We start from the raw sequence: 13,093 nt of genomic DNA, 5'->3' as shown, positions 1-13,093 counted from the left end.
TCGGGAGGACAGCAATGGCCAGCATCGTCGCGGTCATCGCCTCGACGCATCACCCCTTCTACTATCGCGCCAGCACCGCCACCGGTGACGATCGGCCGCCGTTCGCCGACGAATGGACCCGCAAGATCCTCGCGTTCCGGGAGACGCTCACCCGCGCCAACCCGGACGTGCTGGTGATGGTCGGCTCTGATCACTTCCACCAGTTGTGGCTCGACAACATGCCGCAGTTCCTGGTCGGGAAGGCGCCGTTCTACGACGCGAACTGGTACAACGAGGAGCGCGAGTTCGGCCTCCCGCGAATGCGGCTCGCCGGCCACGAGGAACTGTCGTCGCACATCCTGCGGTCCGGCCTGGACGCCGGCTTCGACCTGGCGTTCAGCAACGAGCTGCGGATCGACCACAGCATCACCTGCCCGATCATCACGCTGCGGCCGGAAGCCGACCTGCCGATCGTGCCGATCTACACGAACATCTTCGCGCCGCCGCTGCCCCAGCCCATGCGCTTCGTGCAGCTCGGCTCGGCGGTGCGGGAGATCATCGAGCAGTGGCCGTCGCACCTGCGCGTCGCCGTGATCGGAACCGGTCACCTCTCGCTGGAGCTCGGTGGGCCGAGGCAGTTCGGCCCGCACGGCCCGGACCCACTCTTCGACGCTCGCGCCGTGGAGTGGATCGCGAACGGCGACCTCGACGGCTGCCTGCGCGAAGTCACCCTGGACAGCCTGCACACGCCCGGGAACGCCACCCACGGATTCATGGATTTCATGCTGATGATGGGTGTGGCCGGTGCCGGCGCGAAGGCCGACTACGTCGACACGCTCGACCTGTTCCACACGATGGAGGCCTATTTCACCTGGTACCCGAACGGAGCGCCGGCATGAGCAAGTACTTGCTGAACAAGTTCCTGTTCACCGTCGACCGGGACCCGTCGCTTGTCGAGCGGTATCGCGAGGATCCCCGCGATCTGGTGGAATGGTGGGAGTCGTCGATGGCGAACTCGCTGCTGAACTGCCACAGCGGCGAGGCGAGCACCTGGCTTTCGTTCTCTGCCGAGGAGCGGGAGGCATTGATCTCACACGATCACGTGAAACTGTTCGAGCTGGGCTCGCATCCGTTCCTCACGCTGACGCTCTTCATCGCGATGTTCGAGCGGGACAACACATCACCCCTGGAATACCAGAAGGCGTACGGGGCAGCGCTCGCCGCCTTCGCGCTCCCCTACCCGGACATCACCACGTGATCGACGCCGCGGTCCTGCGCATCTGCGGCCGGCCACCCGTGATCGAGAGCCGCCCGCTGCCGCCCCTCGGACCGGGCGAGGTGCTGGTGCGCGTGGCCGCCGCCCCGATCACGCCGCTCGACGTGCTCTGCGCCTCGGGTACCAGCTACTTCGGTGAGCCGGCGACGCCCTACGTTCCCGGTGTCCAGGGCGTCGGCTGCCTGCCGGACGGCCGCCCGGTCTGGTTCGCCACCTCAGCCGGCATGCGCCCCGGCGACGGCAGCATGGCATCGGTGGTCGCGGTCCCCGCTCACGACATCGTGCCCCTCCCCGTGGACGCGCCCGTGCCCCTGACAGCCGCGCTCGGCCTGTCAGCGGTCGCCGCCCAGGCAGCCCTGCACGTGGCCGGACCACTCACCAACGCCACTCCCGGCTCCGCGACGGGGCAAGCGGGTGGTGACGTCGGTAAGCAGGTTCTCGTCCTCGGGGCTGGTGGGGTCGTGGGGCAGGCGGCCATTCAGCTGGCGCTGCTCGGAGGCGCCCGGCGGGTGATCGCCGTGGCGCGGTCGCCCGAGGCCCTCGCGCACGCCGAGCAGCTGGGTGCCGCTGCCACGGTGCCGCTGCTGCCTGATGATTCGGAGACCGGGCTGGCGGACTGTCTGCGTGACGTCGCCGACGGGCCGGTCGATCTGGTGATCGATCCGGTGTTCGGGATCGCCGCGGCGGCTGCGCTGCGGGTGCTGCGTCCCGGTGGGACGCTGGTCAATCTGGGCTCGTCCGCGTCGGCTACCGCGCCGATCGACTCGGCCACGTTGCGCGGCGGTTCGCTGCGGGTCGCCGGGTACACCAACAACGCGCTGACCACCGAGGAACGTGCGCGGCTGATCACCGAGATCGCCGCGCACGCGACGGCGGGCCGGCTCACCGTGAAGCACGAGGTGGTGCCGTTCGCCGAGGTGGCCGAGGCGTGGACGCGCCAGGTCGTCGGCAAGACGCGGGGAAGGGTGGTCCTGTCTATCGTCGACGCATGACTAAGATCGTGACCTATCTCGAGATGACCGCCCGTGACCAGCTCAGGCCCGCCGCGCCCGTGTCAGGCCTGGCCCTGGAGCTGCTGGACGCCGGCGATCCCCTGGTCATCAGCCTGCAGGTCGAGATCGGCGCCCCCTTCGGATGGGGCAGCGCCACCCGCACCCCGGAACAGTGGGCGGAGCGCCGGGGCCGGAACCCGGACCGCCAGCACTGGGCGGTCACCTTCGAGGGCGCCCCGGCCGGCATGGTCGCCTACCAGCCGCAGCCCGGCGACGAGGTGGAGATCGAGACGTTCGGCCTCACGCCGGCGTTCACCGGCCGCCGCCTCGGCGGATACGCGCTCACCCTCGGCCTGGAGAAGGCCTGGACGCTGCTTCCCGTCGTGAAGCGCGTCTGGCTGCACACCTCCACGCAGGACCATCCGAACGCCCTGCCGAACTACCGGGCCCGCGGTCTCACCCCGTACCGGACCGAGACGAGCGATTAAGTCCGGAACGGTTCGATTTCGTTGACATCAGACATGTAAATACTTAAGTGTGTTAGCAACGCGTCGTTGATCGAAGGGAAACACTCGATGCCACGATCGCCTCTGCGACCACTTCTCCTCGCTCTACTGCTCACCCTGTCCACGCTGGTGGCGCCCACGAGCACGGCCACGGCGGCCGGACCCGCCGTCGTGCACGGGCTCAAGGGCGAGTATTTCCGGATGTCGGCGCCTGGGGCCCGCGACTTCGCCGAGCTCGGCGGCATCGTGCTCGACCCGAACATCGACCTGCCCGGGCTGGCCGGGACGTTCCAGGAGCTGACCGGCCGGACCGAGCACACCACGGCTCGCTGGACCGGCAGCATCACCGCGCCGGCCACCGGGGACTACACGTTCTCCCTGGTCGGGGACAACGGGTTCCGGTTCTTCATCGATGACCGGCCGGTGATCGATCACTGGGTGGGCGACTGGGACGTGGAGCAGACCAGTGTTCCGGTGCACCTCGTCGCCGGTGAGGCGCACGCCATACGGATGGAGATGTTCCAGGATGTCGGCGGCGCGAACCTCTTCCTGCGCTGGTCGGGCGCCGGCCTGGAGAAGCAGATCGTGCCGGAGTCCGCGTTCACTCCGCCGCCCGGATTCCAGGTCTTCCCCGCTGATTTCACGATAAATCCGGACGGAAAGACCCTGATCGCCGACTTCGACTCCACCGTCGACGCACTGGGCCACCTCAACGACCACCTCAAGGTCGAAGTCGACACCACCCCCTTCCCCGTGAAGTCTTCCAAGATCGCGGCAGGAAGGGGGGTCGCCGGCGCTGATGGCGGCCACGGCCGCTCCACGATCGCGGCAGGCGAGCGGGTGGCCGGTGGCGATGGCGGCCGCCGCGACGGCTCCACGATCGTCATCACCCTCGGCGCCAAGGTTCAGAAGGGCCAGAGGGTCCGCGTCAACTACGACGGCAGCGGTGGCCTCATCGTCGGCGGCGAGACGGTTCCGCAGATCATTCGCTCGGCAACGAACACGTCCGAACACCGGCTCACCACCCCGTGGGGCGACAGGGTCGACGAGAACCGCCCGCTGCCCGAATACCCGCGCCCGCAACTGATCCGCAGGGACTGGCTGAATCTGAACGGCCCGTGGGAGTTCACCGGGGCGGCGGCGAACGCGCAGCCGGTGTTCGGCGCCCGCCTCCCCGAGAAGATCGTCGTGCCGTACCCGGTCGAGTCTCAGCTGTCCGGTATCGAACGGCGCGAGGAGCACATGTTCTACCGCAGGCTGGTCACCGTCCCGGGCGGCTGGCGCGGCAAGCGGATCAAGCTGAACTTCGGCGCCGTCGACTACCGGGCCAGGGTCTGGGTGAACGGCACGCTGGTCACCGAGCACATTGGCGGCTACACCGCGTTCACCGCCGACATCACCGACGCCCTCACTGGGAGCGGCCAGCAGGAGATCATCGTCGGTGTCACCGATCTGACCGGTCCGGATCAGCCCAAGGGCAAGCAGTCGCTCACCCCGGGCGGCATCGTCTACGAGCCGTCGTCGGGCATCTGGCAGACGGTCTGGCTGGAGCCTGTGAGTCCGATTTCGATCAACGACATCATCAGTACGCCTGACGTCGCGAGCGCATCGGTTCTCGTCGAGGCCACGGCGGCCACCAACCAGACCGTGAAAGTCGTCGCGCGCGACGCGAAGGGGCGGAAAGTGGGCTCGGCGACCGGACCCGCGAACACCGGCCTGCGCGTGAAGATCGAACGGCCTCACCTGTGGAGCCCCGACGACCCGTACCTCTATGACCTCGATGTCGAACTGGGCGGCGACCGGGTCCGGAGCTATTTCGGGCTGCGCGAGGTGAAGGTCGCGAACGTCGGCGGGTTCCCCAAGCTCGTCCTCAACGGCAAGCCGATCTTCTCCCTGGCGACGCTGGACCAGGGCTTCTGGCCGGACGGCCTGTACACCCCGCCGAGCGACGCGGCGCTGCGATTCGACCTGGTGGAGACGAAGAAGCTCGGCTTCAACGCGGTCCGCAAGCACATCAAGGTGGAACCGGCCCGCTGGTACCGGCACGCCGACGAGCTCGGCCTGCTCGTCTGGCAGGACTTCGTGTCGGCGGACATCACCTCCGCGGCCGGGCAGGAGGCGTTCCTCGGTCAGGGCAAGGAGATGATGCGGCAGCTGCACGGCCACCCGTCGATCATCGGCTGGATCGTCTTCAACGAGGGCTGGGGCGAGTGGGACCGTACCGCCACCGGCCGGATCGCCGAGGAGATCAAGGCGCTCGACCCGTCCCGGATCCTCAACGCGCACAGCGGCGTCAACTGCTGCGCGTCGAAGGGCGACTCCGGCAAGGGCGACGTCATCGACCACCACGACTACACCAACACCGACCCGCCCTACCCGGACGCCACCCGCATCGCCATGGACGGCGAGCACGGCGGCTTCACGCTGCGCACTCCCGGTCACATGTGGCCCGGACCGCCCGCGGTGATCTACAGCGGTGTCGCCGACAAGGCCGCGCTCACTCTCCGCTACGTGGAGAACACGACGCGGTTCTACCTGGAAGGCGCCGGCGCGGAGCTCTCCGGATCGGTCTACACCCAGATCACCGACCTGGAGACCGAGCTGAACGGCCTCTGGACCTACGACCGCCGGGAGATCAAGGTCGACCCCGCGGCGGTACGGAAGGTCAACCTCGCGGTCATCGCGGCCGGCGCGACGGCGGCGGACGACGCGACGTTCCCCGGTCGCGGCGACTGGGCCCTGGACGAGGGCGGCGGCACCGTCGCGCAGTCCCCCGCCCTCACCCTGACCGGCGGCACGTCCTGGGTGGACGGAGTCAGCGGTTCCGCCCTGGCGTTCGACGGTGACGGCGACTCGGCCGACACCGCGGCGCCGGTCCTGGACACCACGAAGGACTACACGGTGTCGGCGTGGGTGACCCTCTCCGCGTTGCCCGGCAACTACGCCACCGCGGTCAGCCAGGACGGCCGGGCCCGGGAGAACCCCTTCTACCTCCAGTACGGCCAGGGCGCCTTCGCCTTCAGCACTCCCGGCGGCAACCGGGCCCGGCTGGTGACGACTCCGGAGCTGAACCGCTGGTACCACCTGGCCGGCGTCCGCGACCACGCCTCCGGGGAGATCCGCCTCTACGTCGACGGTGAGCGGGTCGCCGCCGTGCCGGCCGGACCGGACGTGGTCAGTACCGGCCCGTTCTCGGTGGGCCGGGCGAAGTACGCCGGCACCAGGACGGACTACTGGTCAGGCGCCGTCGACGAGGTCCATGCCGTCGGCCGGGCCCTCACCGACGCGGAGGTGGCGGCCCTGCACGCGGCCGGGACTCGCTGACCGTCCGGGCCTGGTGGGTGCGGTCCGCGCTCACCAGGCCCGCCGGCACCGCTCACCGGGCCTGGAGCACGGCGGCCGGCCGGTGCGGCCTCACCAGGCCTGGAGCACGGCGGCGGACAGTGTCACGAAACCGCCCGCCGCCGCGAGGAAGACGATCGTCTGTCCCCGGTCCGACGGGCGGGCGATGGCGAGCACGAACGGCGTCGCCAGGGCAGCCACCCCGACGGTCGCCAGCCCCCAGTGCAGTCCGGTGATGAAACCGGCGCCACCCGGCCCGCTCACCACCCCGGCGATGTAGCGGCTGCTCAGCGGCACGAACCAGAACAGCACCCCGCCGAACAGGGCCGCCAGTGCTCCGCAGAGGATCCGCGACCGGCCGGTCCGCCGCAGCCCGGACCCGAGTGCGACGAACGGCGCCACCGCCACCAGCCAGCCGGCCGCCGCCATGCCCGCCCCCGAGCCGCCGGACGCCGAGCGGGCCATCAGGACGATCGGATCGCGGAGCAGCAGACCGATACCGACGGCGGCGAGAACCGCCACCACCACCCCGATCGCGGCTCCCGTCCGGGGCCCGGCCTGCTCTTGATCGACGGTCATGAGTGGATCGTAGGTCGTACGAGTGAGTGATGTGGGGCGGGCGGCACGGAACGGAAACTGGAGATCACCACTATCGCGGGGCCGGCCGGGATCCGGCTCCGCGGCACGCTGGGCGCGTCCCCCCGCCTCTCGCTGCCACACGCATTTGCGGCACGCGTCCACGAAACCGGACATCGGTTCACGGGTGGAGCCGGCCCGCCTGTACGCCGCATCACTCTGAGTTCAGCTCCACCGGTTCCGGTGATCAGACTGGGGTCGTGGAACAGGAAGGCGACGCACCGGGGCTGATCGGCCGGGCCGGGGTGTGGGCGGAACTCACCGCGATCCTGGACGCGGACCGGCCGGAGACGAGGATCGCCCTGCTCGCCGGGCCGGCCGGGATCGGGAAGAGCACGCTCGTCGACGCGTTCGCCGGGGCGGCTGCCGAGCGGGGTCATCCGGTCGCCCGGGTCTCCGGCGTGGGAGACGGCAAGCCCTATGCGGGCCTGCGTACCCTCCTGGGTGAGGTCGAGAAGGCCGACGCCGCTGACCCGCTCGCGTTGCGCTCCGCCGTCTGTGCCGAGCTCGCCGCTCGCGCCACCGACCTGCCCGTGGTGCTGATCGCCGACGACGTCGACCGCATCGACGCCCCCACGCTCGACCTGCTGCTCACGCTCGCCGCCGTGATCACCTGGGGACAGATGCCGGTGGTGGCGCTGTTCGCGGCCCGGACCGAACGGGTGCCGGCCGAGCTCGCCGACCTGATCCCGCTGATCCCGGTGCCGCCGCTGTCCGCGCGGGAGGCGGCCCGCCTGCTGGACCGGCTGCCCGGCGCGCCGGAGGGCGCCGACCGTCTCGACCTGCTGCGCCGGGCCGGCGGGAACCCCCTCGCGCTGCGCGAGTTCGCGCCGGGCGCCACCCGGGCCTTCGACCGCCGGGTCCGCGACCTTCCCGGACGCACCCTCCGCGCGCTGACCCTGGCCGCCGCCGGCGAACGCGACCTGGCGACGATCACCCGCGCCGACCCGGACGCCACCCTGGCCGCCTGGCAGCCGGCCGAGGAGGCCGGGCTCGTCGTGGTCGCCGACGGGACCGTGCGCTTCACCCACCCGCTCGTCGAGCAGAGCGTCGCCGAGATCGCCGGTCCGGACGCCACCGACCGGGCTCACCGGGCGCTCGCCGCGGTGGCCGACGCCCCGCGCGCCCTCTGGCACCGGGCCGCCGCCTCCGCGGGCACCGACCCGGAACTCGCCGCCGAACTCGTCGACGCCGCCCGGCGGCTCGACGCCGTCACCGCCGTCGGCCTGCTCGAACGGGCCGCCACGCTCTCCCCGCCGTCCCGGCAGGCGCCGGTGCTGCTGGAGGCGGCGGGACGGGCCGCCGGGGTGGGCCGGGTGCGCTGGGCCGGCGAGATCGTGGACCGGGCCCGGCAGGCGATCTCCCTGGAGACGCAGCCCGAGCTGCCGATCACCCTGGCCGCGCTGTCGTCGTGGCTGTGCACCATGCGGGGCCGCCTGCAGGACGCGTCCGATCTGCTCACCTCGGCGCTGCGGTCGGCGCCCGATCCGGTCCGCAGCCCGCAACTGGTCAGCACCGCCGGTCTCCCGGCCTTCCTGCTCGGCGAGGGCCCGCTGTCGGCGGCGCTGCGCGAGGTGCTGCCGCCCACCGCCGAGCCGGACACCCTGTTCCCGCTGTCGGTCGTCGCACCCAGCGACAGCGTCCGGGAGGCCGTGCTCGCGACGCCGGCCCCCGGCGAAGCGGCCATCGGTGCCGCCGCGATGCTGCTCGACGAGCCGGAACACGCGTTGCGCCTGCTGGAGCCCGCTGTCACGGCGCTGCTGGCCGGCACCGCCACCGGCGTCTACCTCTCCGCGCCGCGCGCGGCCGGCTGGGCCCTCGTCGACCTCGGCCGCTGGGTGGAGGCCGAGCAGATGCTGGTGCCGCTGCTGACCTCACCGGTCACCGTCGAGGCGACGCTGATGCGCAGCACCACCTACGCCCAGCTCGGCGTGATCGCCCTGAGCCGGGGACGCCGGGAGGCCGCCGCCGACCTGCTCGGCCACTCCGACGACTGGAGGCTGCCCGCCCTCACCGTCCGGGTGGCCCAGGCGCAGGCACAGGCGGCCGCCGCGGCGGGCGAACACGATCACGCGTTCGCCCTGCTCAGTGCGGCGATCACCGGCACCCACTTCTGGGAGCTGCTCCTGCTGCCCGATCTGGCCGCCGCGGCGCAGCACACCGGGCAGGGTCCGCGAGCCACGCGGCTGTCCGCCGAGCTGACCGAGCGGTTCGCGGGTCGCCGGCTCTCGACACGCCTGCGTACCCGGGTGGCAGCCGCGGCAGCCCTGTCCGATCCCGACCCGGCAGCCGCCGCCGAGCAGCTGACCGCGCTCGTGACCGGCGACGACACCCGGCGGCGGCCGTTCGAGCAGGCCGTCCTCGCGGTCGAGCTGGCCGATCGCCTGCGCCGGTCCGCGCAGCCACGCCGGGCCGGCGAGGTGCTCGTCGACGCGCTGGACACCTTCGAGAGGCTGGACGCGGCGGGCTGGGCCTCCCGGGTACGCGGCGAGCTCCGTGCCGAGACCGCCACCGTCCGCGCGAACCCATTCGCCCCGCTCAGCGCCCAGCAGGAGCAGATCGCCCGCCTCGCCGCCGCCGGACTCACCAACCGTGAGATCGCCGGACGGCTGTTCCTGTCGCCGCGGACCGTCGGCTCCCACCTCTACCGGATGTTCCCGCTGCTCGGCGTCACGAACCGGACGCAGCTCGCCGACCTGCTGCGCAGTCATCTGACAGACGACGCCCCGGCCGGTGGCCGCCACGATGGACGTCGTGACCGAAATGGATGAGGCGGTCCGCCGGCTGGCGGAAGGGTCGCGCCTGCCGCCCTTCCTCTACGGCATCGGGCCGGACGACGCCCGGCGTGCGCTACGGCTGATCCAGGCGCCCCCGGCCGGCGCGCCCGGTGTGGAGCACCGGATCGCCGAGGTACCCGGCACGCACGGCCCGGTGCGCGTCCACGTGGTCACGCCGGCCGGCCCGCCCGTGCGCCGCCCCGCCGTCCTGTACGCGCACGGCGGCGGCTGGCTCACCGGCGGATGGTCCACGCATCATCGCCTCGCCACCCGGATGTGCCGGGAGACCGGCGCCACCGTGGTGATGCCGGCCTACACGCGCGTTCCCGAGGCGCGCTATCCGGTCGCCATCTCCCAGCTCAAGGACGTTCTTGATTGGGTACGGTCGGAAGCCCCGCTCATCGACCCGCACCGTATTGCCCTGGTCGGCGACTGCGCCGGAGCGACCATGACGGCCTCGCTGGCCCTGTCCGAGCGCACTGCCGCCCGCGCCCTGGTGCTGCTCTACCCCCTCGGCCTGCCCGCACCGGGCGACGCGTCGGCCCGGGAGTACGCCACCGGCGCGGTGCTGCGCCTCACCGACGTCCGGCACCTGATCTCCCGCTATGCGCCGCGCGCCGCCTCCTACACCGACCCGCTCGCGGCCGTCGACGTGGCAGGCCTCCCACCCACCCTGCTGATCACCGCCGAGGCAGACCCCACCCGCGACGCCGCCGAACGCTTCGGCGACCGGTTGCGATCAGCGGGCGTCCCGGTCACCGCGGCCCGCTACCTCGGCACCGTCCACGACTTCGCCGTCCTCGACGCCCTCCGCTGGACACCGGCCGCCGCCGCCGCCCTCGGCCAGGTGACCGACCACCTGCGGACCGCTTTCGGCTTGCCCCTCCCCACCTCGTCGGAGGCCGCATGACCGTCCCGCGCCCTCCACATCCACGCCCCGGGCTGGTAGGGCGCGATCGTGAGCTCTCCTCGGCGGCGCGTGCCCTCGGCGAAGGTCGTGACGTGCTGGTCCGGGGCGGGCGCGGTACCGGACGCTCGGCTCTGCTCGCCGAGATCGCCCGGCGGCAGGCCGCCGCGGGGACCACGGTCCTGGCCGTGGCGGCGCTCCCGGGCGACCGGCGCCTGCCCGGGGCGGGGCTGCAACGGCTCCTCGAACCGGTGCGCCGGCAAGCCGGAACCCTGCCGGCCTCCCTCGCCCGGCTCTCCGGCGGTTTCGATCAGGAGGCGGTTGCCGCCGTCGCGGAACGGCTGTCCGCGACCGGTCCTCTGCTGTGGTGTGTCGATGACATCGATCGGCTCGACGAACTGTCCCGGGACGCGATCCTCGGGCAGCGCTCGGCGCGGATCCTCGCCTCGTCCGGCGGGCCGGTGACCGCGCTGACCCCGTACGAAATCGATCTGCATCGTCTCCGCCCCGCACAGGCCGCTGCCCTGCTGGGCGACATGTCCGGCATCGGCCGGCATCCCGGCACCCGGCTCGTGCTCGCACAGGCGGCGGGCAATCCCCTCGCCCTCGTCGAACTGGCGCGGAACCTCGCCGCCGGCCCGGCCGTGACGCCGACGACGACCGAGTTGCCCGTCCCTCCGCGGCTGCGGCGTGCTCTGGCGCCGGCCGTCGACGCGCTGGATCCGGTACGGATGCGGGCCGCGCTGCTGGCGGCCTTCGCCGCGGAGACACCGGGCGCCGGCACCGCCACCGCCCTCGGAGTCCTGGTGTCGCCGGAGGTCTGGGACTGGCTGGTCAGCGACGGCGTGCTGCGACCCGGGCGACGGCGGCGGTTCACCCACCCGGTGGTCCGCGCCGCGGTGATCGCCCGCGCCGGCCACGCGGACTGCCGGGACGCGCGGCACCAGCTCGCGGCGATGCTCCCGGTCAGCGACCCGGCCCGGGCCTGGCATACGGCACGAGCCGAACCCGCCCCGGACGACGACACGGCCCGAGCCCTCGACCGCGCCGGCACCGAACTGCTGGCCGGCGGCCGGCTGCGAGCCTCGGCCTACGCGCTCGGCCTGGCCGCCCGCCTCAGCACCACCGTAGCCGACGCACGATCGCGGGGGCAGCGCGCCGCCTACAGCGCCCACCTGGCCGGCGAGGAACCCTGGGCCGCCCAGCTCACCGCCGTTGCCGGCGACGAGGCCCAGCCGATCGCCACCACGGCCGGCTCCCCCATCACCGCAGTGGCCGGCTCCCCCATCACGCCGGCGGCAGGCCACCCGAAGACTTCCACGGCCGGTTCACCGGTCGGCGCGGGCGCCGAGCCGGTCGAAGTACCGGAGATCGCCCCCCTGCTGCTGCGGGCCTGGCTGCGCGGCGACGACGAGTCGCGGGCGGCGGTCCGGGAAACCTTCGGGCGGCCGATCACGGCGCCGATCGTCGGTGTGTGGGCGCGGGCGATCGTGGAGGACGCCGATCCGGACGGGGAAGCCGAGCGGATGCTGCACCAGAACACCAGGGCGGCGCGGCGTGACCCGATGAGCCCGGATCAGCGGGAGATGGTGCTCGGCACGATCGCGCTGGCACGGCATGACACGCCGGCGGCGATCCGGTACATGGCGCGGTCGGCGGAGCTCATCTCGCCGGGCTCGCTGCACGTGCCGATCGCCCATTGCGGGCTGGCCGGGGCCCGGTACGACGCCGGGGAACTGTCACCGGCGCTCACCCACGCCGCACTGGTCCTGGACGCGGTCGCCCCCGGGGCCGACGGCCTGCTCGCCGATCTCCGGGCGGGCGCGCTGGCAGTGATCGCCTCGGTGGCCACCCTGCGGGAGGATCCCTCGGCGCAGGAGGCGGTCCGGGAGGCCCGGTCCGAGCTGCGCCCCTCCGACCAGGCGGCGCACGATCTGCGGCTGGTGCGGGCGCAGGGCCTGATCGCCGGTATGCGCGGACGGCACGAGCTGGCCTTCCGGCGGCTGCGGCGGCTGTTCCACCCGGACGGCCGCCCCGTCCACCACCGCGTCTCCGACCTGGGACTGGCGGACCTGGCACGGGTGGCCGTCGTTCTCGGGCGCGCGGACGACGTACGACAGATGATCCTCGATGCCCTGCCCCGGATCACCGCTCTGCGTTCGGTGCGGGCGACGGCGATCCACAACCGGGCGCTCGCGCTGCTGGCCGGGCCGGACGAGAGCGCCGAGACGCATTTCCGGCTGGCGCTCGCCGACCCGGGCAGCGAGGTGTGGGCGATCGAGCGGGCGATGACGCGGATGGACTACGCGGAGTGGCTGCGGCGCCGGCAGCGGCCCGCCGAGTCGCGGCCTCTGCTCGCTGCGGCGCGGGACGTCTTCGCCGCCGCCGGGCTGACCGCCTGGCAGGAACGCGCCGAAGCGGAACTGGCGGCCGCCGCCCCGCCCGCGCGATCCGGCGCCGCCGGGCTCACCCCTCAGCAGCGTCAGGTGGTGACCCTGGCGGCTCAGGGGCTGACGAACCCGCAGATCGCGACGCGACTCGGGTTGTCGGCGCGGACCGTCGGTATCCACCTCAGCAGGGCGTACCCCATCCTGGGTGTGCATCGCCGCTCCCAATTGCCGCTCGTGATGCAGTAGTTCGCCAGACGACGGGCGTGGCCCCGGCGCGCCATCGTCATC

General features: G+C 72.6%; 9 protein-coding genes. 8 read left to right on the top strand and 1 reads right to left on the bottom strand.

The window, feature by feature from the left end; all coding sequences use genetic code 11:
* Nucleotides 1–14: 14 nt before the first annotated feature.
* The 5 genes from EP757_RS29740 (at nucleotide 15) to EP757_RS29720 (ending at nucleotide 6,077) form a co-directional block, all read left to right on the top strand.
* Nucleotides 15–878 carry an extradiol ring-cleavage dioxygenase gene (locus EP757_RS29740; RefSeq protein WP_127551590.1) on the top strand — a complete coding sequence of 288 codons (864 nt, stop codon included), beginning with the start codon at nucleotides 15–17 and terminating at the stop codon, nucleotides 876–878.
* Complete coding sequence (locus EP757_RS29735; RefSeq protein WP_127551588.1) at nucleotides 875–1,237, top strand: hypothetical protein; 363 nt, start codon at nucleotides 875–877, stop codon at nucleotides 1,235–1,237. The genes EP757_RS29740 and EP757_RS29735 overlap by 4 nt, the downstream gene beginning before the upstream one ends.
* Nucleotides 1,234–2,247, top strand: coding sequence for a zinc-binding dehydrogenase (locus EP757_RS29730; RefSeq protein ID WP_127551586.1), 1,014 nt, complete (start codon nucleotides 1,234–1,236; stop codon nucleotides 2,245–2,247). Before EP757_RS29735 ends, EP757_RS29730 begins: the two co-directional genes overlap by 4 nt.
* Nucleotides 2,244–2,735, top strand: a complete 492-nt coding sequence (locus tag EP757_RS29725; RefSeq protein WP_127551584.1) for a GNAT family N-acetyltransferase — start codon at nucleotides 2,244–2,246, stop codon at nucleotides 2,733–2,735. The genes EP757_RS29730 and EP757_RS29725 overlap by 4 nt, the downstream gene beginning before the upstream one ends.
* 87 nt (nucleotides 2,736–2,822) lie before the next feature.
* On the top strand, nucleotides 2,823–6,077 hold the full coding sequence (locus EP757_RS29720) for a LamG-like jellyroll fold domain-containing protein (RefSeq protein ID WP_127551582.1): 3,255 nt from the start codon (nucleotides 2,823–2,825) through the stop codon (nucleotides 6,075–6,077).
* Nucleotides 6,078–6,167: 90 nt separating this feature from the next.
* Here EP757_RS29720 and EP757_RS29715 read toward each other — a convergent pair whose 3' ends face one another.
* The gene (locus EP757_RS29715; RefSeq protein WP_127551580.1) at nucleotides 6,168–6,674 is read right to left on the bottom strand and encodes a hypothetical protein; all 507 of its coding nucleotides are present in this window, start codon (nucleotides 6,672–6,674) and stop codon (nucleotides 6,168–6,170) included.
* Between the two features lie 257 nt (nucleotides 6,675–6,931).
* On the opposite strand from EP757_RS29715, the gene EP757_RS29710 reads away from it, so the two are divergent.
* The 3 genes from EP757_RS29710 to EP757_RS29700 are packed head-to-tail and all read left to right on the top strand — an operon-like array spanning nucleotide 6,932 to nucleotide 13,051.
* The gene (locus tag EP757_RS29710) at nucleotides 6,932–9,502 is read left to right on the top strand and encodes a LuxR family transcriptional regulator (protein ID WP_160165918.1); all 2,571 of its coding nucleotides are present in this window, start codon (nucleotides 6,932–6,934) and stop codon (nucleotides 9,500–9,502) included.
* Nucleotides 9,495–10,418: an alpha/beta hydrolase gene (locus EP757_RS29705; RefSeq protein WP_232050723.1), complete on the top strand. Its 924-nt coding sequence runs from the start codon at nucleotides 9,495–9,497 to the stop codon at nucleotides 10,416–10,418. The genes EP757_RS29710 and EP757_RS29705 overlap by 8 nt, the downstream gene beginning before the upstream one ends.
* On the top strand, nucleotides 10,415–13,051 hold the full coding sequence (locus tag EP757_RS29700; RefSeq protein ID WP_127551574.1) for a LuxR family transcriptional regulator: 2,637 nt from the start codon (nucleotides 10,415–10,417) through the stop codon (nucleotides 13,049–13,051). The genes EP757_RS29705 and EP757_RS29700 overlap by 4 nt, the downstream gene beginning before the upstream one ends.
* Nucleotides 13,052–13,093: the final 42 nt, after the last annotated feature.

This window comes from Actinoplanes sp. OR16, from assembly GCF_004001265.1.
Taxonomy (GTDB): Bacteria; Actinomycetota; Actinomycetes; order Mycobacteriales; family Micromonosporaceae; genus Actinoplanes.
Note: the sequence above shows the minus strand (reverse complement) of the source record. Positions and strands in the feature narration are given on the sequence as shown.